Origin of the sequence: Mycobacterium sp. 94-17 (genome assembly GCF_035617725.1) — a bacterium.
GTDB lineage: Bacteria > Actinomycetota > Actinomycetes > Mycobacteriales > Mycobacteriaceae > Mycobacterium.
Genome location: NZ_JAPIYN010000006.1, coordinates 23048 through 46991 on the forward strand (window position 1 = coordinate 23048; position 23944 = coordinate 46991).

Sequence of the window (23944 nt, forward strand, 5' to 3'; positions counted from 1 at the left end):
CCCCGATAGCTCTTGTGCCCGTATCAGCGCTTGCGCTTTTTCGGTCGCGCCCCGGGCCGCGGTGTGCGGTTCGTCGGGCCGTCGCCCGCCTCAGCCGCGGGGGCATCGTCAGCGCCGGAATCCGTCTCCGTATCGGAGGCATCCCCGTCCGGCGTCTCCGAACCGTTACTACCCGACGACGCCTTGGGGTTGCGCTTCGGCTTGGCTCCCGGCGCCGGCGCGTTCGCCGCCCGGCGCTGGATCGCTTCCTGCTTCTTGGCTTCGTCCTCTTTCTCGATCATCCCGAAGACGTAGTGCTGCTGCCCGAACGTCCAGATGTTGTTCGCGAACCAGTACAGGATGATCGCCAGCGGAAGGAACGGGCCCCCGACCACCACGCCGAGCGGGAACACGTAGAGCGCAAGCTTGTTCATCATCGCGGTCTGCGGGTTGGCCGCCGCCTCGGGGCTCTGTCGCGCCACCGATGCCCGGCTGTTGAAGTAGGTCGCGACGCCGGCCAGGACCATTACCGGCAACCCCACCGCAACCACCGCCGGGCGGCTGAAGAAGGTGAACGCATCCAACCCGGTGCGCTGCGTCATGAACGCGCCGATCGGCGCCCCGAACAGGTTCGCGTCGAGGAAGTGTCCGACGTCGGTCGGGGTGAAGATGTAGTTCCCGGTCAGGCGGTTCTGTGCCACCGACAAGTGCGGCTGCCCGAAGCCTCCGGTGGTCCGGTTGAACGAGCGCAGCACGTGATAGAGGCCGAGGAACACCGGGATCTGCGCCAGCATCGGCAGGCAGCCCAGGATCGGGTTGAAGCCGTGTTCGCGCTGCAGCTTCTGCATCTCGAGCGCCATGCGTTGGCGGTCCTTGCCGTACTTCTTCTGCAGCGCCTTGATCTGCGGCTGCAGTTCCTGCATCTGGCGCGTGGTACGGATCTGGCGCACGAAGGGCTTGTAGAGCAGCGCGCGCAGGCTGAAGACCAGGAACATCACCGACAGCGCCCAGGCGAAGAAATTCGACGGCCCCAGCAGGGAGGCGAACAGCTTGTACCAAACCCACATGATCCACGACACCGGGTAGTAGACGAAGTCGAGGCTGAAGAAATCAAACAAAAGATCCACTCTCCCCTCGCGCCGCTCGGACCTCCCGAGCGTCGCTCGCATCTTGGCAATTCACGTGGCTTTCCCGGCGGTCCGGGATCGGATCCCATCCGCCGTCATGCCATGGTCCGCACTTGGCCAGTCTGGCCGCCGCCAGCCAGCTCCCCCGAATCAGGCCGTACTCGTCGAGCGCGTCGACCGCGTACTGGCTGCAGGTCGGCACGAAGCGACACGTCGCCGGCCGGAGCGGCGACACCATGTGCCGGTACAGCTGGATCAGAGAAATCAGTCCGCGCGCGGCGGTCTTTCCGCCCGTACGGGTGGCCGCGCTCACCCGTGCCGCCGCTGTCACTCGGTCCTCCCCGCCGCCGACACGCGGCGCAAGCACCGGCGCAATTCCTGCTCGAGGCGGGCCGACGACGCGCCCCGGCTGCCGGGCAGCGCGCGGATCACCAGTTGATCGGAGTGGCCGAGATCGTCCAGCAGGGTGCGGGCCACATGGCGTAGCCGGCGGGCGACTTGGTGGCGGTCCACGGCGGATCCGACGGCCTTGCCCACCACCAGTCCGACGCGTGGCGCCCGGATCTCGTCGCCCTTCTCGCCACGGCGGAAGTGGACGACGAGATCGGGCTGCGCCATCCGGATCCCGTGCTTCACCGTCGCGTCAAAGTCAATTGAGCGCGTCATGCGGTTGCGCGCGGAAAGCACCGCCGAAAGACCTGACGTGGCGATCAGGCAGAGAGTGCGCGGCGGCCCTTGCGGCGCCGACCGGACACGATCGCGCGCCCGGCACGGGTGCGCATCCGCAGCCGGAAGCCATGAACTCGGGCTCGGCGCCGGTTATTCGGCTGGAAGGTCCGCTTGCCCTTGGCCACGACGTTCTCCTCGTTGTGTTGCCATCCGGCCGCTCAGACGTTGCGCATCGGACTCGTCCGCGGTTCGACCGGAGGTGGTCTTGGTGCTGCTGGCCGGCGCGGTCCCCGAGTGGTTCGGGTCGCAGCCGCATCGCCGACTTTCGGGCGACTGTTTGAGGGTACTGACGAGGCTTCGCCTGGTCAAACCTGGCTTCCCACAACGAAGCCGCGCCGCGGCGTCGCACAGATTCTGTGGTTCGATCACACTCACCGCGGACATGGCTGGCATAACGAGCCGAAGCAAGCCTCACGCACCCTAAACCGCCGGGTTGGAATGCAGCAGAACTGTTGGCAGCCGAACGGAAAACTGTTAGCTTCTGCGAAGTCGCTTTAGACTAAGCAGCGCTCGACAACGAAGCGAGGATGGTAGATCGACTAGCTGCCTAGACAACCTCTCGAGGTTCTCTACCAGCGCGGAGATCGCGAGCCGTCGCCGGTAGGTTGTGGCTCACCTACGATCATCCTGTCCACACCTGTGCATAACTATGTGGACAGTTGCTTTGTCGTCAAGCGGGTGTGGCTCGGGGCGGGATGTTCGAGAACCAGGGAGATGTGTCGTTGTCCGATGACCCCGGTTCCAGTTTCACCACCGTGTGGAATGCGGTCGTTTCCGAACTCAACGGGGAACACGCCGACGGCATGGCCGCCAACCGCACGGCTCTTGTCACACCGCTGACCCCACAGCAGCGAGCGTGGCTGAATCTGGTCCGGCCGCTGACCATCGTCGAGGGCTTCGCCTTGCTGTCGGTGCCGAGCAGTTTCGTCCAGAACGAAATCGAGCGCCACCTCCGGGCCCCCATCACCGACGCGCTCAGCCGCCGGCTCGGCCAGCAGATCCAGCTGGGGGTCCGCATCGCTCCCCCACCCGACGACGTCGATGACCCGCTGATCCCGTCGGCGGAATCGTTCCCAGGATCCGACCCCGGTCTCCCCGCCGACGATGCCGTCGTCGACATCGAGGAAGTTCTCGACAGCAACGGAACGGGCAACGACAACCAGCCGGACTGGCCCAACTACTTCACCGAGCGGCCGCACACGATCGACCCGGCCGTGGCCGCCGGCACAAGCCTCAACCGCCGCTACACGTTCGACACCTTCGTCATCGGCGCCTCCAACCGCTTCGCGCACGCGGCCGCGCTGGCAATCGCCGAAGCCCCGGCCCGGGCATACAACCCGTTGTTCATCTGGGGTGAGTCCGGGCTCGGCAAGACCCACCTGTTGCACGCCGCGGGGAACTACGCGCAGCGGCTCTTTCCGGGGATGCGGGTCAAGTACGTCTCCACCGAGGAATTCACCAACGACTTCATCAACTCGCTGCGCGACGACCGCAAGGTCGCGTTCAAGCGCAGCTACCGCGACGTCGACGTGCTGCTGGTCGACGACATCCAGTTCATCGAGGGCAAGGAAGGCATCCAGGAGGAGTTCTTCCACACCTTCAACACGCTGCACAACGCCAACAAGCAGATCGTCATCTCGTCGGACCGGCCGCCCAAACAGCTGGCCACCCTGGAAGACCGGCTCAGAACGCGGTTCGAGTGGGGCCTGATCACCGACGTGCAGCCCCCGGAGCTGGAAACCCGCATCGCCATCTTGCGTAAGAAGGCTCAGATGGACCGGCTGGCCGTGCCCGACGACGTGTTGGAACTCATCGCCAGCAGCATCGAACGCAACATCCGCGAGCTTGAGGGCGCGCTGATCCGGGTGACGGCGTTCGCCTCACTGAACAAGACGCCGATCGACAAGGCGCTCGCCGAGATCGTGTTGCGCGATCTGATCGCCGACGCCAGCACCATGCAGATCAGCGCGGCCACCATCATGGCCGCCACCGCGGAATACTTCGACACCACCGTGGAGGAACTCCGCGGTCCCGGCAAGACCCGGGCCCTGGCCCAGTCGCGCCAGATCGCGATGTACCTGTGCCGGGAACTCACCGATCTCTCACTGCCCAAGATCGGGCAGGCATTCGGCCGCGACCACACCACCGTCATGTATGCGCAACGCAAGATCTTGTCCGAGATGGCCGAGCGGCGTGAGGTTTTTGATCACGTCAAGGAGCTCACCACGCGCATCCGTCAGCGCTCCAAGCGCTGAATTCCGCTCTCCCCCAACGCCGCAAACCACGATTTCTGCCCTTTTGCCGGCCCCTGCCCGAAATTTTTTCGAGAAACTTGCTGCTCGTCCGTCACACCCGCCCCACCGAGGACATGTGTGCGGGGCTGTGCACAGCGCGCTGAGAACGCGGTGTATTGCCAGGGCTCGCGTGCACAACCGTGATCGGTCCCCACCCGCCCAACATGTCACCCACAGGCGTTCACACCCTGATGCACAACCCGATCGCGGCCCTAGCTGCGCCGAGACGGTGCTGTCCCCAGAATGCACAGGCCTTACTACTGTTACTGATATCCCTTCATCTCTTGATCTTTGAAATACAGGCTTGGGGAAGCACGGTGCACTCGGCCCGTCGTGGCCGTCATCGGCCCGGGTTGTCGGCCTTTGCGATTAGCTTTCAAGATGGCGTCGGAGGATCTACGGTTGTTCTTCGACTGCCATTGCGGTCGGCGGTGGTGTGACATGCCATCGGCGTTCGTGACGGAGCCCCGTGCTAGCGGGGGAGGCTAGCCAATGGATTCGACAACGCTGGGTAGGTGAAGGGACGCTATGGACGCGGCGACGACGACGGCTGGCCTCAGCGACTTGAAGTTTCGCTTGGTACGGGAGTCATTCGCGGACGCGGTGTCATGGGTGGCGAAGAACCTGCCGTCCAGACCCGCGGTGCCGGTGCTCTCCGGTGTGCTGCTGTCGGGCACCGACGAGGGCCTGACGATCTCCGGATTCGACTACGAGGTTTCCGCCGAGGCTCAGGTCGCGGCCGAAATAGCTTCTCCGGGAAGCGTTTTGGTATCCGGGCGGTTGCTCTCCGACATCGTCCGGGCATTGCCCAACAAGCCGATCGACTTCTACGTCGACGGCAACCGGGTGGCGCTGCACTGCGGAAACGCCAGGTTCTCGTTGCCGACGATGGCGGTGGAGGACTACCCGACGTTGCCTGCGCTGCCGGAAGAGACTGGGGCGCTGCCCGCCGATCTGTTCGCCGAGGCGATCGGCCAGGTGGCCATCGCCGCCGGCCGCGACGATACGTTGCCGATGCTGACCGGAATCAGGGTGGAGATTTCGGGTGACACGGTGGTATTGGCGGCCACCGACAGGTTCCGCCTCGCGGTACGCGAGCTGACCTGGTCGTCGGCCTCGCCTGATATCGAAGCCGCGGTCCTGGTGCCGGCCAAGACCCTGGCCGAAGCCGCCCGGACGGGCGCCGACGGCTCGGAGGTCCGGCTGTCCTTGGGGGCGGGGCCCGGCGTCGGCAAAGACGGGTTGCTCGGCATCAGCGGCAACGGAAAGCGGAGCACCACGCGCCTGCTCGATGCGGAATTCCCGAAATTCCGCCAGCTGCTGCCAGCCGAGCACACGGCGGTCGCGACCATCGACGTGGCGGAGCTGACCGAGGCCATCAAGCTGGTGGCGTTGGTGGCCGACCGGGGCGCGCAGGTGCGGATGGAATTCAGCGAAGGGTCCCTGCGGCTGTCCGCGGGCGCCGACGACGTCGGCCGGGCCGAGGAAGACTTGGCCGTTGATTTTGTCGGGGAGCCGTTGACCATCGCCTTCAACCCGACATATCTGACCGACGGGTTGGGGTCGGTCCATTCCGAACGGGTGTCGTTCGGTTTCACCACCCCGGGCAAGCCGGCGTTGCTGCGCCCGGCACTCAGTGATGACAGCCACCCGACCGGGTCGGGCCCGTACGGCGCGCTACCCACCGATTACGTCTACCTGTTGATGCCTGTCCGGTTGCCTGGCTAGGTGTACGTCCGGCATTTGGGACTGCGTGACTTCCGGTCCTGGGCACACGCTGACCTCGACTTGCAGCCTGGTCGGACGGTTTTCATCGGATCGAACGGGTTTGGGAAGACGAATCTTCTTGAGGCGCTGTGGTATTCGAGTACCTTGGGGTCGCACCGGGTGGGAACCGATGCGCCGCTGATCCGTGCCGGCGCCGAGCGCGCGGTGGTCTCCACGATCGTGGTCAACGAGGGCAGGGAGTGCGCGGTCGATGTGGAGATCGCATCCGGCCGGGCCAACAAGGCGCGATTCAATCGTTCACCCGTACGGAGCACGCGCGAGGTCATCGGGGTGTTGCGCGCGGTGTTGTTCGCGCCCGAAGACCTGTCGCTGGTCCGGGGCGACCCATCCGACCGCAGGCGCTACCTCGATGATTTGGCGACGGTGCGCCGCCCCGCGGTGGCCGCGGTGCGCGCCGACTACGACAAGGTCTTGCGGCAGCGCACGGCGCTGTTGAAGTCCCTTTCCGGTGCCCGTTATCGCGGTGATACGAGCGCATTGGACACCCTCGACGTCTGGGACAGCCGGCTCGCCGAGCACGGTGCCCAATTGATGGCCGCGCGTATCGATCTGGCGAACCAGTTGGCCCCGGAAGTCGAGAAGGCTTATCAGCTGTTGGCGCCCGGATCGCGGGCGGCCTCCATCGGCTATCGATCCAGCCTGGGAGCCGAAGCAGCCGCTGAGCTCGCCGGAGCCGACCGCGAATTCCTGGAAGCCGCCCTACTGGCCGCGCTCTCGGCGCGCCGCAATACGGAGCTGGAACGCGGCATGTGTCTGGTCGGTCCCCACCGCGACGACCTGGAATTGTGGCTCGGTGAGCAGCCCGCGAAAGGCTTTGCCAGCCATGGGGAATCGTGGTCGTTGGCGTTATCGCTGCGGCTGGCCGCTTACGAATTGCTGCGGGCCGAAGAAAGTGAACCCGTGTTGTTGCTCGACGACGTGTTCGCCGAGCTGGACGCGGCCCGGCGGCGGGCGCTGGCCGCGGTGGCCGAGTCGGCCGAACAGGTGTTGGTCACCGCGGCGGTGCCGGAAGACATTCCGGCAGGCTGGGAAGCCCGGCAGATCTATGTCGAGTTGCGTGACGGCGACGCCGGCCGGGTCTCGGAGATGCGTCCGTGACGGGCACGGATGACTTCCGTCCCGCCGAGCCGTCGGAGGCCCTCAGTGGCATCGACCTGGTCCGCCGCACCCTGGAAGAGGCCCGGGCCGCCGCTCGTGCTCAGGGCAAAGACGCCGGGCGCGGGCGGGCGGCGACGCCGCCGCGCCGGGTGGCCGGGCGGCGCCGCAGTTGGTCGGGACCCGGGCCCGATGCCCGCGATCCCCAGCCGCTGGGCCGTCTGACGCGTGATCTGGCGAAGAAGCGGGGGTGGTCCGCGCAGGTTGCCGAGGGCACGGTGCTGGGCAATTGGGCAGCCGTCGTCGGCCACCAGATCGCCGATCACGCGGCGCCGACCGCCCTGAACGACGGGGTGCTCAGCGTCGCCGCCGAGTCCACGGCCTGGGCCACCCAGTTGCGGATGATCCAGGCGCAGTTACTGGCCAAGATCGCCGCCGCCGTCGGCAACGGTGTGGTGACGTCGCTAAAGATCACCGGGCCGGCCGCGCCGTCCTGGCGCAAGGGGCCGCGTCATATCGCCGGACGGGGCCCGCGCGACACCTACGGCTAGCAAGCCTTGACGGCGGCCGCGGATCCCCAGACCGGAGTTCATCCACAGCCCCTGAAATCCGCCAGAAGCACCCGGAACCCCTCAACGCACGTCGGGACGCGGCGGGAATAAAGAAATCGTGCGCACGGCGCAGTTAGCTAGGTAGAAACGCGCCCAGAAAATCGGTGCGGACGGCCGATCAGGCTAGACTGGCATGGTGCGACTGTCGCGGTCATGAGGAACCGCCCGCATGAAACCCCAAGGAGAGCATTCCGACCGTGGCTGCCCAGAAGAAAAAGGCGCAAGACGAATACGGCGCTTCAGCGATCACTGTGCTCGAAGGTCTCGAGGCCGTCCGCAAACGCCCCGGTATGTATATCGGGTCCACCGGTGAGCGTGGTCTGCACCACCTCATCTGGGAGGTGGTCGACAACTCGGTCGACGAGGCGATGGCCGGCTACGCCGACAGGGTCGACGTCCGCATTCTCGACGACGCCAGCGTCGAGGTTTCGGACAACGGCCGCGGCATCCCGGTGGCCATGCACGCCACCGGCGCCCCCACCGTCGACGTCGTGATGACGCAACTGCACGCCGGCGGCAAGTTCGGCGGCGAGAACAGTGGCTACAACGTCAGCGGTGGCCTGCACGGCGTCGGCGTGTCGGTGGTCAACGCGCTCTCTACCCGCCTCGAGGTGGACATCGCCCGCGACGGGCACGAGTGGTCGCAGTACTACGACCGTGCCGTGCCCGGAACCCTCAAGCAGGGCGAGGCCACCAAGCGCACCGGCACCACGATCAGGTTCTGGGCCGATCGCGAGATCTTCGAGACCACCAACTACGACTTCGAGACCGTCGCGCGCCGGCTGCAGGAAATGGCGTTCCTCAACAAGGGTTTGACGATCAACCTCACCGACGAGCGGGTCGAGCAGGACGAGGTCGTCGACGAAGTGGTCAGCGACACCGCCGAAGCGCCCAAGTCGGCGCAGGAAAAGGCCGCGGAATCCACTGCGCCGCACAAGGTCAAGCACCGCACCTTCCACTACCCCGGCGGGCTCGTCGACTTCGTCAAGCACATCAACCGCACCAAGAGCCCCATCCAGCAGAGCATCATCGACTTCGACGGCAAGGGACCGGGCCACGAGGTCGAAATCGCGATGCAGTGGAACGGGGGCTACTCCGAGTCGGTGCACACCTTCGCCAACACCATCAACACCCACGAGGGCGGCACCCACGAAGAGGGCTTCCGCAGCGCGCTGACGACGGTGGTCAACAAGTACGCCAAAGACAAGAAGCTGCTCAAGGACAAGGACCCGAACCTCACCGGCGACGACATCCGCGAGGGCCTGGCCGCGGTGATCTCGGTCAAGGTCAGCGAACCGCAGTTCGAGGGCCAGACCAAGACCAAGCTGGGCAACACCGAGGTCAAGTCGTTTGTGCAGAAGGTCTGTAACGAACAGTTGACGCACTGGTTCGAGGCCAACCCGTCGGAGGCCAAAACCGTTGTCAACAAGGCGGTCTCGTCGGCGCAGGCCCGCATCGCCGCGCGTAAGGCGCGGGAGTTGGTGCGACGCAAGAGCGCGACCGACCTGGGCGGGCTGCCCGGCAAGCTCGCCGACTGCCGTTCCACGGATCCGCGCAAGTCGGAACTCTATGTGGTGGAGGGTGATTCGGCGGGTGGTTCGGCTAAGAGCGGCCGCGACTCGATGTTCCAGGCGATCCTGCCGTTGCGCGGCAAGATCATCAACGTTGAGAAGGCACGCATCGACCGGGTTTTGAAGAACACCGAAGTCCAGGCGATCATCACCGCGCTGGGCACCGGGATCCACGACGAGTTCGACATCGCCAAGCTGCGCTATCACAAGATCGTGTTGATGGCCGACGCAGACGTCGACGGCCAGCATATCTCGACGCTGTTGCTGACCCTGTTGTTCCGGTTCATGCGGCCGCTGATCGAGCACGGGCACGTGTTCCTCGCCCAGCCGCCGCTGTACAAGCTGAAGTGGCAGCGCAGCGACCCCGAGTTCGCCTACTCCGATCGCGAGCGCGACGGCCTGCTGGAGGCCGGCCAGAAGGCGGGCAAGAAGATCAACAAGGACGATGGCATCCAGCGCTACAAAGGTCTCGGTGAGATGGACGCGAAGGAATTGTGGGAAACCACAATGGATCCCACCGTCCGGGTGCTGCGCCAAGTCACGCTCGACGACGCCGCCGCCGCCGACGAACTGTTCTCCATCCTGATGGGCGAGGACGTCGACGCGCGCCGCAGCTTCATCACCCGTAATGCCAAGGACGTCCGCTTCCTGGACGTCTGACGGCGTCCGCCTGATTCCGCCAACCCGAGGAATACATGACTGACACCACGCTGCCGCCAGGCGACGACTCCGTCGACCGGATCCAGCCGGTCGACATTCAGCAGGAGATGCAGCGCAGCTACATCGATTACGCGATGAGCGTGATCGTCGGACGCGCGCTGCCCGAGGTGCGCGACGGCCTCAAGCCGGTGCACCGCCGGGTGCTCTATGCGATGTATGACTCCGGGTTCCGGCCGGACCGCAGCCACGCCAAGTCGGCGCGTTCGGTCGCCGAGACGATGGGCAACTACCACCCGCACGGTGATGCGTCGATCTACGACACGCTGGTCCGAATGGCCCAGCCGTGGTCGCTGCGCTATCCGCTGGTCGACGGCCAGGGCAACTTCGGTTCGCCGGGTAACGACCCGCCGGCCGCGATGCGCTACACCGAAGCACGGCTGACTCCGTTGGCGATGGAGATGCTGCGTGAAATCGACGAGGAGACAGTCGATTTCATTCCCAACTATGACGGCCGGGTGCAAGAGCCCACCGTGCTGCCCAGCCGGTTCCCCAACCTGCTGGCCAACGGGTCCGGCGGCATCGCGGTCGGCATGGCGACCAATATCCCGCCGCACAACCTGCGCGAGCTGGCCGAGGCCGTCTACTGGTGCCTGGACAACCACGAGGCCGACGAGGAGGCCACGCTGGCCGCGGTCTGCGAGCGGGTCAAGGGCCCGGACTTCCCCACCCACGGCCTGATCGTCGGATCGCAGGGCATCCACGACGCCTACACCACCGGCCGCGGATCGATCCGGATGCGCGGAGTCGTTGAGGTGGAAGAGGATTCGCGGGGCCGCACGTCGCTGGTGATCACCGAGCTGCCGTATCAGGTGAACCACGACAACTTCATCACCTCGATCGCCGAGCAGGTCCGCGACGGCAAGCTGGCCGGCATCTCCAACATCGAGGACCAGTCCAGCGACCGGGTGGGCCTGCGCATCGTCGTCGAGATCAAGCGCGACGCAGTGGCCAAGGTGGTGCTGAACAACCTCTACAAGCACACCCAGCTGCAGACGAGTTTCGGCGCCAACATGCTGTCCATCGTCGACGGGGTGCCCCGCACCCTGCGCCTGGACCAGATGATCCGCTACTACGTCGACCACCAGCTCGACGTGATCATCCGGCGCACCACCTACCGGCTGCGCAAGGCCAACGAGCGCGCGCACATCTTGCGCGGTTTGGTGAAAGCCCTTGACGCGCTTGACGAAGTGATCGCGTTGATCCGCGCGTCGGAGACCGTGGAGATCGCGCGGGCCGGCCTGATCGAGCTGCTGGACATCGACGAGATCCAGGCCCAGGCCATCCTGGACATGCAGTTGCGCCGGCTGGCCGCCCTGGAGCGCCAGCGCATCATCGACGACCTGGCCAAGATCGAGGCCGAGATCGCCGACCTGGAGGACATCCTGGCCAAGCCGGAGCGGCAGCGGCGGATCGTGCACGACGAGCTCGCCGAGATCGTCGACAAGCACGGCGACGACCGTCGCACCCGGATCATCGCGGCCGACGGCGACGTCAACGACGAAGACCTGATCGCCCGCGAGGACGTCGTCGTCACCATCACCGAGACCGGCTACGCGAAGCGCACCAAGACCGACCTGTACCGCAGCCAGAAGCGCGGCGGCAAGGGCGTGCAGGGCGCCGGGCTGAAGCAGGACGACATCGTGCGGCACTTCTTCGTATGCTCCACGCACGACTGGATCCTGTTCTTCACCACGCAGGGCCGGGTGTATCGGGCCAAGGCATACGAACTGCCCGAGGCCTCGCGGACCGCTCGCGGTCAGCACGTCGCCAACCTGCTGGCGTTCCAGCCCGAGGAACGCATCGCGCAGGTCATTCAGATCCGGGGCTACGAGGACGCCCCCTACCTGGTGCTGGCGACCCGCAACGGTCTGGTGAAGAAGACCAAGCTGACCGACTTCGACTCCAACCGATCGGGTGGGATCGTCGCGATCAACTTGCGCGGCGAAGACGAACTGGTCGGCGCGGTGCTGTGCTCCGCCGAGGACGATCTGCTGCTGGTCTCGGCCAACGGCCAGTCCATCCGCTTCTCGGCGACCGACGAAGCGTTGCGCCCGATGGGCCGCGCCACCTCCGGCGTGCAGGGCATGCGGTTCAACGCCGACGACAACCTGTTGTCGCTGAACGTCGTTCGCGAAGGCACCTACCTGCTGGTGGCGACGTCGGGCGGGTACGCCAAGCGCACGGCGATCGAGGAGTATCCGGTGCAGGGCCGCGGCGGCAAGGGAGTCCTGACGGTGATGTACGACCGCCGGCGTGGCAGGCTGGTGGGTGCGTTGATTGTCGATGACGACAGCGAGCTCTACGCCATCACCTCGGGAGGCGGCGTCATCCGCACTGCGGCAGGCCAGGTCCGCAAGGCGGGGCGGCAGACCAAGGGCGTGCGCCTGATGAACCTGGGCGAAGAGAACACGCTGTTGGCCATCGCCCGCAACGCCGAAGAAAACGCGGACGAAGTCGTCGAGGAAAGCCAGGGGTCCGCGGAGTCGGCCGGTTAGCCGATAATCGGGCAATTAGACTCGGCGCGACCAGACATAATGCGACTGCCACCGCGTGCGCGGCCAGGGTAGGAGACCTAAGGAGTCGGGGTGACCTCACCGAACGAGCCGGGCACCCCCAACACGGGGGATGGCCCCGGCGGGGATGGTTCGGCCGAGCGCGCGGGTGTGCGCCGCACGACGCCGCCCGCACAGGGCGGGCGCACCCAGGAGGGCGGAGAGGGACCACCGTGGCAGCGCGGTGGCGCCCGGCCCCAGGAGTCCGCGTCACGGCAGAGCGAGCCCTTCACCGAGAAGCGATCATCGGGCCAGGCCGGCGGCGTCGAGGCCCGGCTGAACCGCTTCATCTCCGGCACTTCGGCACCGGGGACCGGTGCTCCGGCCCACGCCAAGCAACCGGAGTCCGCATCGACCCGCAGTGAGAGCTCGCCGAGTGAGGCCTACGCCAGCGAGCTACCGGATCTGTCCGGCCCGGTGCCGCGCGGCCCGCAACGCAAGCCGGCCGCCGAGCGGCCCGCGGAGGCGCCGAGCGGATCGCGAGGCGCACGTCCGGCCACCGCCGACAGCCGGGAAGTCCGGGAGAACCGCGACAACCGGGTGCAGGTGTCGCGCCGGACGCGAGGCCCGGTGCGCGCCAGCATGCAGATCCGCCGCATCGATCCGTGGAGCACGCTGAAGGTGTCACTGCTGCTCTCGGTGGCGCTGTTCTTCGTCTGGATGATCGCCGTCGCGTTTCTCTACCTGGTGCTCGGCGGCATGGGCGTGTGGTCGAAGTTGAACAGCAATGTCGGCGACCTGCTCAACAACACCAGCGGCAGCAGCGGCGAACTGGTGTCCAGCGGCACGATTTTCGGCGGCGCCGTCCTGATCGGCCTGGTGAATGTCGTGCTGCTGACCGCGATGGCCACCATCGCCGCGTTCGTCTACAACTTGACGACCGATCTGATCGGCGGCGTCGAGGTCACGCTGGCGGACCGCGACTAGCGTGGGTGCTGCGCTTTTGGGAGTCGGGCGCGGATTGCGGTAATCTCGTCGCTCGGCCGTACGCGTGTACGGGCCTATAGCTCAGGCGGTTAGAGCGCTTCGCTGATAACGAAGAGGTCGGAGGTTCGAGTCCTCCTAGGCCCACAACCATGTGCCCGTCAAGACGTTGCGTAAGGCTCGCACTGCCGCTGGGACTCATCGCCGTATCGGCAGCGGTGGCGTGGTCACGACGTGGAGTCGAGGTCTGGCACGTGGCGGTGGATGACCAGGGTCAGCCACGCAGTCACGATCCGGGGCCTTAGCTCAGTTGGTAGAGCACCGCCTTTGCAAGGCGGGTGTCAGGGGTTCGATTCCCCTAGGCTCCACCCTTTTCCGGAAGCCCGTACGCCGAGTTGACTCGGGCACCATCCACTTTTTGCTCGCGGAAGCCGACGCGGCCCGACGGTGTCCGCTACCATCTGTTGCCTAAGCGCGTAACCTTCGAGCCACCACCGCTGCGAGGCGACTGACCTGCAGAAAGCTTCATCCTGACCACACACTCCCCAGATTGGCGCCGCAACATGCGGCCCGACGACCGGGAGGTTGCTACCCGGCGATAGGAGCGCCCACTGCGCATTTCCACCTTTGCTATCAGGAGGAAGCGGATTTGTCGGGGCTAGTCCGCAACGGGGTGGGGATTCGGGATCGGCGATGTCGACGGCCCGGGTAGACGCAGCGTCTCCCGGCCCCGTCGCCGTTATCGGCATGGCGTGCCGGTTACCCGGCGGCATCGTCTCTCCCGAACAGTTGTGGGAGGCGTTGCTGCGCGGCGACGACCTGGTCACCGAGATTCCGCCGGACCGGTGGGACGCCGACGAGTACTACGACCCGCAGGCCGGTGTGCCGGGACGCTCGGTGTGCAAGTGGGGCGCGTTCCTCGACGACATCGCGGGCTTTGATGCCGAGTTCTTCGGCATCACCGAAACAGAGGCCACCGCGATGGATCCGCAGCATCGCCTGCTGCTGGAAACCTCCTGGGAGGCTATCGAGCACGGCGGCCTGACCCCGCAGGCGCTGGCCGGATCGCAGACCGGCGTGTTCATGGGGTTGATGCATGGCGACTACCAACTCATGCATGCCGAGGCCGACGCGCTGGAGGGCCCCTACGGATACCTGGGCAACAGCTTCGCCATGGGTTCGGGGCGGATCGCCTACGCACTGGGACTGCGCGGCCCGGCGATGACGGTGGACACCGCATGCTCGTCCGGGCTCGCCGCGGTCCACATGGCCCTCCGAAGCCTGCGCGACGGCGAAAGCGACATCGCGTTGGCGGGGGGCGCATCGGTGTCGCTGGAACCCCGCAAATCGTGTTCGGGTTCTGCCATCGGCATGCTGTCGCCGACCGGACGCTGCCACGCGTTCGACGTCGCCGCCGACGGGTTCGTGGTGGGCGAGGGCTGCGTCGTCTTCTTGCTCAAGCGGTTACCCGACGCGATCGCCGCGGGCGATCGGATCCTGGCCGTGGTGCGCGGCAGCGCCGCCAATCAAGACGGCCACACCGTGAACATCGTGACGCCGTCGCGGGCGGCGCAAGTCGAGGCCTATCGAGCGGCACTGGCCGCGGCGGGCGTCGACGCGTCCACCGTCGGCATGGTGGAGGCACACGGTCCCGGCACCCCCGTCGGCGATCCCATCGAATACGCCGGCCTGGCCGAGGTCTATGGCCTCGACGGGCCCTGCGCGTTGGCATCGGTGAAGACCAATTTCGGTCACACCCAGTCGGCCGCGGGAGCGCTGGGCCTGATGAAGGCGATCCTCGCCGTGCGGCACGGCGTGATACCGCGCAACCTGCATTTCGCCCGCCTGCCCGACGAGATGGCCGAAATCGACACCAAACTCTTTGTGCCGCAAGCGACTATGCAATGGCCCGACGATGCGGACCGGGGTCCGCGGCGGGCGGCGGTGTCGTCGTACGGGTTCTCGGGCACCAACGTGCACGCGATCGTCGAGCAGGCTCCCGAGGCGACCGCACCGGGCGACGCGATCACGCCGGGGCACGCCGGCACGCGACTGTTTGCGCTGTCGGCGACGTCGGCGGACGGGCTGCGGCACACCGCCGGACGGCTCGCCGATTGGCTCGACGCACGCGAACAACGCGTTGCGGCGAGCGATCTCGCCTACACCCTGGCTCGTCGCCGCGCCCACCGCCCGGTGCGCACCGCCGTCATCGCGGACGGCCTGACCGACCTCACCGCCCGCCTGCGCGCGGTCGCCGCCGACGAATTTCCCTTTTTACCCGCGGCCGGCCAGGACGACCGGGGTCCGGTCTGGCTGTTCTCCGGGCAGGGCTCGCAGTGGGCCGCGATGGGAGCCGAACTCCTCGCCACCGAACCGGTGGTGGCCGCGACCATCGGCAAGCTGGAGCCGCTGATCGCCGCCGAGTCAGGTTTCTCTGTCACACAAGCGATTTCGATGCCGGATACGGTGACCGGGATCGATCGGATCCAGCCCTCGCTGTTCGCCATGCAGGTCGCGCTGGCGGACGCGATGAGGGCGTACGGGGTGCAGCCGGGGGCGGTGATCGGCCACTCGATGGGCGAGGCCGCGGCCGCGGTGGTCGCTGGGGCGCTCTCGCTCGAAGACGGGGTGCGGGTGATCTGCCGCCGCTCGCGACTGATGTCGACGATCGCCGGTTCCGGAGCGATGGCCTCGGTGGACCTGCCTGCCGAGCAAGTGCTGCTGGAACTGATGGCCCGCGGCGTCGATGACGTCGCGCTGGCGGTGGTGGCCTCACCCCATTCCACGGTGATCGGCGGTGCCGCGCAGCCGGTGCGCGACCTGGTGACCGCGTGGGAGCAGCGCGACGTGCTGGCCCGCGAGATCGCCGTCGACGTCGCCTCGCACTCCCCCCAGGTCGATCCGATCCTCGACGAGCTGTGCGATGCCCTGGCGGGGCTGGCACCCATGACTCCGCGGGTGCCCTTCTACACCGCGACCGCTTTCGATCCCCGCGAGCAGCCCGTGTGCGACGCCTGGTACTGGTCGGACAATCTGCGGCACATGGTGCGTTTCGCCGCGGCGGTGGAGGCCGCGCTGGAGGACGGCCACCGGGTCTTCGCCGAGTTGGCCCCGCACCCCCTGCTCACCCACGCCGTCGAGCAGACCGCAGGCAGCGCCGGCATGCCGGTGGCCGCGCTCGCCGCCATGCGCCGCGAGCAGGCGCTGCCGCACGGATTGCGCGGCTTTTTGGCCGACCTGTTCAGCGCCGGTGCGGCGATGGACTTTTCGGCGATCCACCCGGCCGGCCGGCTGGTGGACGCCCCACTGCCCACCTGGACCCACCGCCCGTTGCTGCTGACCCGCAAGGCTCCGGATCCGCGGGCACGCATCGGTTCGGTGCCGGCGCACCCGCTGCTGGGGGCGCACGTGCGATTGCACGAGGAGCCCGAGCGCCATGTCTGGCAGGGCGAGGCCGGTACGGCGGCACACCCGTGGCTGGGCGACCACCGGGTACACCTGGTGGCCGCCCTGCCGGGCGCGGCCTACTGCGAGATGGCGATGGCCGCGGCCCGCACGATTTTCGGCGAGAGCTCCGAAGCCCGCGACGTCCGCTTCGAGACGATGCTGTTGCTCGACGACGAGACGCCTGTCTCGGCGGTTGCCTCGGTGACCGCAACGGGCGCAGTCGATTTCGCGGTGCAGACCGTCCAGGACGGCGCGCAGACCCGCCGGGCGACCGCGGCGCTGCACCCGGTGGCGGACGAGGACCGCCCACCGGCATACGACATGCCCGCCCTCTTCGCGGCCTACCCGTGCCGGCTGGAAGGGACCGAGCTGCGCACGCAGTTCGACGGGCACGGCTTGCAGTACGGCCCGGCCTTCGCCGGACTGGCCGCGGTGCACCACGCAGACGAGGCGGTCGACACGGTGCTGGCCGAGGTGGGCCTGCCCGGTCCGCTGCGCTCGCAGCACCACGCCTACGGGGTGCATCCCGCCCTGCTGGACGCGTGTTTCCAGTCGGTGGCGGCCCACTTCAGCATCCGGGGCGCGCGCTACGCCGGGCTGCTGCTGCCGCTGGGCCTGCGCCGGATCCGGGCCTACGGTCCCGCCCGCACCGCGCGTTACTGCCATACGACGCTGACGCGGGCCGACGGGGCCGCCCTGGAGGCGGACCTCGATGTGCTCGACGAGGACGGGACAGTCCTGCTGGCCGTGCGCGGATTGCAGCTCGGGACCGGAACTTCCGAGAGCGCAAACCGCGAGCGCGTACTGAACGAACGGCTGCTGGCCATCGAGTGGAAGCAGCGCGACCTGCCCGAGGTGGATCACGCCGGCCCGCGAAAGTGCCTGCTGATCAGTACTTCCGCCACCGCCGATCTGATGGCGACCGGGCTGGCCGATGCGCTGAAAATCGAGGGCGCCGGGTGCGCGACCATGACGTGGCCGCAGCACGTCGATCACCAGGCCAACACGGACTCCCTCGGCTCCCATCTTGCCGACGGGGTCGGCGGGATCGTCATACTCACCGGCTCCGACAACGGCGACCCGGAGGTCGCGGGGGGCCCGCCCGGCGCGGACCAGGTGCGTCACCTGGCGCGAATTACCCGGGAAATCACCAAGATCGGCGGAGACCCGCCGCGGCTCTACGTCGTCACCCGCAACGCCCAGAGCGTGTTGCCCGGCGACGTGGCGAACCTCGAGCAGGCCGGGCTGCGCGGCCTGGTGCGGGCGATCAACACCGAGTATCCGCATCTGCGCGCCACGCAGCTCGACCTGGACGAGCACGGCGAGGCCGAGCAACTGGCCCGACAGCTGCTGGGCGACTCGGAGGAGGACGAGACAGCCTGGCGAGGCGGCCAGTGGTACGTGGCGCGCCTGGGGCCCGCACCGCTACGCCCCGAGGAACGGCGGACCGCCGTGCTGGACCCCCGGCACGACGGCATGCGCGTGCAGATCCGGACGCCCGGGGACGCGCAGACGATGGAACTGGCCGCGTGTCAACGCGTTCCACCGGGGCCCGGCGAGATCGAGGTCAGGGTGGGCGCCGCCGGTGTCAACTTCGCGGATGTCTTGTTGGCCTGTGCGGGGCATCCCGATATGGACGGCGACCGACGGCAGCTCGGTATGGATTTTGCCGGCGTCGTGACCGCGGTGGGTTCCGACGTGACGGACCACCGGGTGGGGGACCGCGTCGGCGGTTTTTCCGAAAGCGGTTGCTGGGCCACCTTCGTCACCTGTGACGCCCGCCTGGCCGTGACGCTGCCGCCGGGTCTCACCGAGGCCCGGGCGGCGGCGGTGACCACCCCGCACGCCGTCGCGTGGTATGCCCTGCACGATCAGGCCAGGGTGACCGGTAGCGACCGGGTGTTGATCCACTCCGCGACCGGCAGCGTGGGGCGCGCGGCGATCGCGATCGCGCGGGCCGCCGGAGCCGAGATCTTCGCCACCGCAGGCACCCCGGAGCGTCGGGAACTGCTGCACGACTTGGGGATCGGGCACGTCTACGACTCCCACGGCACCGACTTCGCTGAGCGGATCGGCCGCGAAACCGACGGGGAAGGCGTCGACATCGTGCTCAACCCCCTGCCCGGCGCGGCGCAGCGCGCCGGACTGGACGTGCTGCGTGCCGGGGGTCGATTTGTGGAGATCGGTCAGCACGGCGTCCGCGCCGGCACCCGGCTGGACCTCGCTGTGTTCCAGCGCAATCTCACGTTCCACTACGTCGACCTGGCGCTGATGTCGCAGTGCCATCCCAACCGCATCGGCGACCTGCTGCGCACGGTGTACCGGCTCGCCGCGGAAGGCGCGCTGCCGCCGCCCCAGAGCACGCACTACCCCCTCGGCGATGCGGCCGCGGCCATCCGCGCAATCGACGCGGCAGCGCTGACGGGCAAGGCCGTCCTCGACGTCGCCCGGTCCGGGCCGGCCCGCGTCGTCGTCCCGCCAGGGCAGGCCCGGCCCTTCCGGCAGGACGGCTCCTACATCGTCACCGGCGGGCTGGGCGGCATCGGGCTCTTTCTCGCCGAGAAGATGGCCGCGGGCGGCTGCGGTCGCATCGTGCTCAGCTCACGCTCCGAACCCAGTCCCAAGACGTTGGAAACGATCGAACTGATCCGGGCCATGGGCACCGACATCGCGGTGGAATGCGGCGACATCACCGACGCCGATACGGCGACGCGGTTGGTGAGCGCCGCGACCGCCACCGGCCGCCCGTTGCGCGGGGTGCTACACGCCGCCGCGGTCTTCGAAAACGCGATGCTGGCCGACATGACCGACGAACTCATCGACCGCAACTGGGCGCCAAAGGTGCACGGCGCGTGGAACTTACATCGGGCCACGGCCACCCTCGCCCTGGACTGGTTCTGCTTGTTCTCCTCGGCGGTCGGCCTGGTGGGCTCCCCCGGGCAGGGGGCGTACGCCGCCGCCAACGGCTGGCTGGACTCCTTCGCGCGGCGCCGCCGGGCTCGGGGACTGCCCGCCACCGCGATCGGGTGGGGGCTGTGGGCCGAGGTAGGTCGCGCCGCCGAGCTGCGCGCCGGCGACGGGCTCACACCCGGCCACGACGGCGAGGGCACCGCCATCGCGCACTGGCGTGACACCGCCTTCACGGCCGACGACGGTGCCGAGGCGTTCGCGGCCCTGCTGCGCCACGACCGCGCGTACTCCGGGTATGCGGACCTGGCCGGAACCCCGTGGTTCGCGGCCTACGCGCAACGCAGCCGGTTCGCCGAAGCGTTCCGCTCCAACGACCAAACCCATTCGGACGCCGGAACATTGCTGAACGAGCTGCACGCGCTGCCGGCGCAGGAGTGGCCCGTGCGGCTGCGCCGCATGATCTCCGACGCGGTGAGCCTGATTCTGCGCCGCACCATCGACCCGGATCATCCCCTTTCCGAATACGGGCTCGACTCCATGGGCAACCTGGAGCTGCGCACCCGCATCGAGGCGGAGACGGGCATCCGCGTCACCACCAACGACATCACCACCATTCAGGGCCTGGCCGAATTGCTCCGCGAAAAGCTCCGCGAGAGGCTGGATCCCGCATCGTCCGGGCCGCAGGTGGACCAAAGGAGCGAAGGGTGTTCATAGGTGCAGGGCCGTCGCGCGGACTGTTCGTCGGAACGGTCCACGACTGGGTGCCGGAGGCGGGCAGGATCGTGTCCTGGCACCCGTCGCCCACCTCGCTGGCTAAAGCCTGGCAAGCTCCGATCAGCGAGGTACCGCTGAGCGCAATGCAAGACGCGCACCTGCGCGGCTTTTCCCGATATGCGGCACGGGGGCTCGACTATGCCCGCCTGGTGATCGGCTGCGGAGACGAACCCGGTCGATGCGACGTCCGCGCCATGAGTTACGTGATCAACTCGCACCTGCGCCGGCACAAGACGTACCACAGTTGGTTCGAGTACGACGACGCGGAAAGCTGCGGTGACGCGAAAAGCATCGTGCGGCACACCATCGCCGACCCCGCCGACATCGAGTTCATCCCGGTCCGCCAGGACAACCTGACGCCAAACGAGTGGCAGCAGTACGTAATGTCCACTCCGGACCCGCTGCACTGGGATTGCTTCAGGTTCGGCATCATTCAGCGTGGCGACCACTTCACCATCTTCGCGATCGTCGACCACCTGCACTGCGACCCGACCATCATCTCGGGCTTATACACCGAAATCGTGATGAATTACCGTGTGCTGGTGGCGGGCCGGGCGCTCGTGCAGGCGCCGCTTCCGTCCAGTCATGACGACTTCTGCATCCGCGAGCAGCAGCACGTGGCGACCCTGACCCTGGATTCCACCGAGGTCCGCGCGTGGATCGAATTCGCCGAAAACAACGGCGGAACCCTGCCGGACTTCCCGCTGCCACTCGGTGACCTGTCGCGGCCCGCGGGCGGCGACGTGGTGGTCGATCGGCTGATGGATCAGCAACAGACGGCCGAATTCGAATCCCGCTGCATCGCGGCGGGGGCACGCGTCAGCGGCGGACTGTTTGCTTGTATAGCCCTCGCGCAGTATGAGCTGACCGGCGCCACAACATATTACGGCCTGGCGCCGACCGACAAGCGCCGGTCGCTGGCGGAGTTCGCGACGATGGGCTGGTTCACCGGCGTCGTCCCGTTCACCGTGCCGGTGAACCCGGCGTCCTTCGACGAGACCGCCCGTGCCGCGCAGGCGTCCTTCGACTCGAACATGGACCTCGCCAACGTATCGTTCAACGAAATCTTGAGGCTGGCACCCTGGCTCAGGCCATGGGGCCCCAACTGCACGATGGTCAACTACATGGACGCGGGCCTGCCGCCCTTCTCCGCCACCGTCACCTCCCACATGAAAGATGCGAATGTCAGCATCTACTGCGACCCCAGAGATCCGGCGCACCTGTACTTCTCGATCATCCGGCTCTTCGACGAGGTATCGATGTGGGTGAACCTCCCGAAGAATCCGATCGCGAAGGAATCGGTGATCCGGTACGTGAGTGCGATGAAGTCCGTGTTGCACCGAGTCGTGGACAGGCGCTATACGGGCGCCGCGGTACAGGTTTCCTGACAACGGAATGCCAGGGAGGGGCCGGGTTTCGCCGATGAAGATCGTCTTGGCCGCACATGGGACTCGCGGTGACGTCGAGCCCTGCGCCGCAGTCGGTTTGGAGCTGCTGAGCAGGGGACACGACGTACGCGTGGCGGTCCCGCCGGACCTGGTCGGGTTCGTCGAGTCGGCCGGCCTCAGCGCTTCCGCGTACGGCCCGGATTCCCGCGCGCAGTCCAGCGCGCTCGCCGACTTCGTTCACCACGCCTTCACGCCGCAGAACCCCGTCAACCTGGTGCGCGCCGGCCAGGATCTCTTCGTCGAGGGCTGGGCGCAGATGGGCCGGACGCTGACCTCGCTGGCGGGCGGCGCCGACCTGCTGGCGACCGGCCAGACATACCACGGCGTGGTCGCCAATGTCGCCGAGTACTACGACATTCCGCTGGCGGCGATCCACCACATGCCGATCTGCGTCAACGGGCAGCTTGCCCTGCCGGCGATACCGTCTCCGGCGCCCCTGGTCCGCTCCACGTTGCGGGCGGCCTGGTGGCTCTATGCGCGCATCACCAAGGACGCCGACGACACGCAACGTCGTGAACTCGGCCTACCGCGGGCGGTGGGCCCCGCGGCGAGGCGGATGGCGGAACGCGGGACGCTCGAAATCCAGGCCTACGACGCGGCGTGCTTTCCGGGCCTCGCGGCCGAATGGCAGGGGCGGCGGCCCTTCGTCGGTGCGCTGACGCTCCGGCTGCCGACCGATGCCGACGGCGAGGTCGCGACATGGATCGGCGCGGCATCCCCGCCCATCTACTTCGGCTTCGGCAGCACAGGGGTCCAATCTCCGGCCGACACGATCGCCACGATCGTCGCCGCCTGCGCGGAGCTCGGCGAACGGGCCCTGATCTATTGCGATGCGGGCGAGTCCACCATGGTCGGGGATGCCGGCGACGTGAAATTGGTGGGCCCGGTGAACTACGCGACAATCTTTCCGCTCTGCCGCGCGGCCGTCCACCACGGCGGCGCGGGCACCACGGCGGCCGCCCTGCGGGCCGGAATCCCGATGCTGATCCTGTGGGATGTGGCCGATCAGCCCATGTGGGCGGCACAGGCGGTGCGCATGAAAGTCGGTCGTGCGCAACGCCTGTCGTCCGTCACCCGCAGGGCGCTCGTCACACAGCTGCGCCGCGTTCTCGCGCCGCAATATGCGGCCCGCGCCGGGGCGATGGCCACCCGAATGACCGACCCGGCCGAAAGCGTCGCCGCGGCAGCCGATCTCCTGGAGGGCGTCGCGGTCCGTAAGGGTGTGGCCTGATGTGGGCCACTGTGCTGGTACTCGCACTCTGGGTGGCCACAGACCCGACGCGCCTGGTCATCGTGGCGCTCTTGATGTCGCGCCTGCGGCCCAGGCGCAACCTGGTCGCGTACTGGCTGGGCGGCCTGGCGGCCGGTATCGGCCCGGCGGCCGGGATTTTCGGCCTGATGCTGGCGACGCGTAGCTCCGTGCCGCCGGTCATGGCCGACATGAGGTCCGCGGCTTCCCGATTCACCGGCGGGTATTTCCAGATCGTCGTCGGCGTGATCGGGTTACTGATCGCGGCTGCGGTGGCGGCGAGGTTCCGGCCGCGCCGGCACGTCGAAGTGCCGACGTACGGCGGGTTTCCGTCGGCTGCGGACCGCCAGCCCCTCACCTCGACCGCAATCGCCCGGATGAGGGCCCGCGCCGGCCGCGCGTTGCAGGGCGGCAACCCGTGGCTCGCGTTCGGGATCGGCCTGGTGTCGACGATGCCGCCCATCGACTATCTGGTCGTGCTCGTCGTCATCGTCTCGTCGGGAGCCGCACTCGGCACGCAGCTGGGCGCAGTCGTGATATTCACGCTCGTGGTGCTCGTCTGCGTGGAGGTCCCCCTGGTGAGCTACCTCGTCATGCCCGTGCAAACCCATGCGCTCGTGCAGCGGTTGCGGCGGTTTGCCGTCGCGCAACGGCGGCGGATTCTGATCGCCGCACCCGCCGTGGCAGGGGTGCTGCTGATCGCCGCGGGCCTGGGCAGCGTCTGAG

15 protein-coding genes and 2 tRNA genes are annotated in these 23944 nt (G+C 67.7%); 13 read left to right on the forward strand and 4 right to left on the reverse strand.

Features of this window, described 5'->3' with window-relative positions:
* Positions 1-23 precede the first annotated feature (23 nt).
* Genes yidC through rpmH form a run of 4 tightly spaced genes read right to left on the reverse strand, consistent with a single transcriptional unit; the run spans position 24 to position 1960 of the window.
* Positions 24-1106, reverse strand: coding sequence for a membrane protein insertase YidC (yidC, locus tag OQ789_RS09100; RefSeq protein WP_324685123.1), 1083 nt, complete (start codon positions 1104-1106; stop codon positions 24-26).
* Entirely contained in the window at positions 1090-1437 is a 348-nt protein-coding gene (yidD, locus tag OQ789_RS09105; protein ID WP_324685125.1) for a membrane protein insertion efficiency factor YidD, read from the reverse strand. The genes yidC and yidD overlap by 17 nt, the downstream gene beginning before the upstream one ends.
* Positions 1434-1793, reverse strand: coding sequence for a ribonuclease P protein component (gene rnpA, locus OQ789_RS09110; protein ID WP_324685127.1), 360 nt, complete (start codon positions 1791-1793; stop codon positions 1434-1436). The genes yidD and rnpA overlap by 4 nt, the downstream gene beginning before the upstream one ends.
* 23 nt (positions 1794-1816) lie before the next feature.
* Positions 1817-1960, reverse strand: a complete 144-nt coding sequence (gene rpmH / locus OQ789_RS09115) for a 50S ribosomal protein L34 (protein WP_003874369.1) — start codon at positions 1958-1960, stop codon at positions 1817-1819.
* A gap of 597 nt (positions 1961-2557) precedes the next feature.
* On the opposite strand from rpmH, the gene dnaA reads away from it, so the two are divergent.
* The 13 genes from dnaA to OQ789_RS09180 all read left to right on the forward strand — a co-directional run bounded on the left by dnaA (position 2558) and on the right by OQ789_RS09180 (position 23943).
* Positions 2558-4090 carry a chromosomal replication initiator protein DnaA gene (dnaA, locus tag OQ789_RS09120; protein ID WP_324685129.1) on the forward strand — a complete coding sequence of 511 codons (1533 nt, stop codon included), beginning with the start codon at positions 2558-2560 and terminating at the stop codon, positions 4088-4090.
* Between the two features lie 567 nt (positions 4091-4657).
* Complete coding sequence (dnaN, locus tag OQ789_RS09125) at positions 4658-5857, forward strand: DNA polymerase III subunit beta (RefSeq protein WP_324685131.1); 1200 nt, start codon at positions 4658-4660, stop codon at positions 5855-5857.
* Complete coding sequence (gene recF, locus OQ789_RS09130) at positions 5858-7015, forward strand: DNA replication/repair protein RecF (protein ID WP_324685132.1); 1158 nt, start codon at positions 5858-5860, stop codon at positions 7013-7015.
* A complete protein-coding gene (locus OQ789_RS09135; RefSeq protein WP_324685133.1) occupies positions 7012-7563 on the forward strand; it encodes a DUF721 family protein in 552 nt (183 codons plus the stop codon). The genes recF and OQ789_RS09135 overlap by 4 nt, the downstream gene beginning before the upstream one ends.
* A gap of 257 nt (positions 7564-7820) precedes the next feature.
* On the forward strand, positions 7821-9854 hold the full coding sequence (gyrB, locus tag OQ789_RS09140) for a DNA topoisomerase (ATP-hydrolyzing) subunit B (RefSeq protein WP_324685135.1): 2034 nt from the start codon (positions 7821-7823) through the stop codon (positions 9852-9854).
* 35 nt (positions 9855-9889) lie between these two features.
* Entirely contained in the window at positions 9890-12409 is a 2520-nt protein-coding gene (gene gyrA / locus OQ789_RS09145) for a DNA gyrase subunit A (RefSeq protein WP_324685137.1), read from the forward strand.
* Positions 12410-12499: 90 nt separating this feature from the next.
* Positions 12500-13393: a DUF3566 domain-containing protein gene (locus OQ789_RS09150; protein ID WP_324685139.1), complete on the forward strand. Its 894-nt coding sequence runs from the start codon at positions 12500-12502 to the stop codon at positions 13391-13393.
* 70 nt (positions 13394-13463) lie between these two features.
* Positions 13464-13537 (forward strand) — tRNA-Ile (locus OQ789_RS09155).
* 148 nt (positions 13538-13685) lie between these two features.
* A tRNA-Ala gene (locus OQ789_RS09160) sits at positions 13686-13758 on the forward strand.
* 325 nt (positions 13759-14083) lie between these two features.
* The gene (gene pks2 / locus OQ789_RS09165) at positions 14084-20461 is read left to right on the forward strand and encodes a sulfolipid-1 biosynthesis phthioceranic/hydroxyphthioceranic acid synthase (RefSeq protein ID WP_324685140.1); all 6378 of its coding nucleotides are present in this window, start codon (positions 14084-14086) and stop codon (positions 20459-20461) included.
* Entirely contained in the window at positions 20452-21909 is a 1458-nt protein-coding gene (locus OQ789_RS09170; RefSeq protein ID WP_324685141.1) for an acyltransferase, read from the forward strand. Before pks2 ends, OQ789_RS09170 begins: the two co-directional genes overlap by 10 nt.
* A gap of 34 nt (positions 21910-21943) precedes the next feature.
* Positions 21944-23200, forward strand: coding sequence for a glycosyltransferase (locus tag OQ789_RS09175; protein ID WP_324685142.1), 1257 nt, complete (start codon positions 21944-21946; stop codon positions 23198-23200).
* Positions 23200-23943, forward strand: a complete 744-nt coding sequence (locus tag OQ789_RS09180) for a GAP family protein (RefSeq protein WP_324685143.1) — start codon at positions 23200-23202, stop codon at positions 23941-23943. Before OQ789_RS09175 ends, OQ789_RS09180 begins: the two co-directional genes overlap by 1 nt.
* Position 23944 lies beyond the last annotated feature (1 nt).

Bases quoted from the DNA above. Each gene is read 5' to 3' on its own strand.
- gyrA (WP_324685137.1), top strand. From the start codon at position 9,890: ATGACTGACACCACGCTGCCGCCAGGCGACGACTCCGTCGACCGGATC.
- OQ789_RS09175 (WP_324685142.1), top strand. From the start codon at position 21,944: ATGAAGATCGTCTTGGCCGCACATGGGACTCGCGGTGACGTCGAGCCC.
- dnaN (WP_324685131.1), top strand. From the start codon at position 4,658: ATGGACGCGGCGACGACGACGGCTGGCCTCAGCGACTTGAAGTTTCGC.
- pks2 (WP_324685140.1), top strand. From the start codon at position 14,084: ATGTCGACGGCCCGGGTAGACGCAGCGTCTCCCGGCCCCGTCGCCGTT.
- OQ789_RS09180 (WP_324685143.1), top strand. From the start codon at position 23,200: ATGTGGGCCACTGTGCTGGTACTCGCACTCTGGGTGGCCACAGACCCG.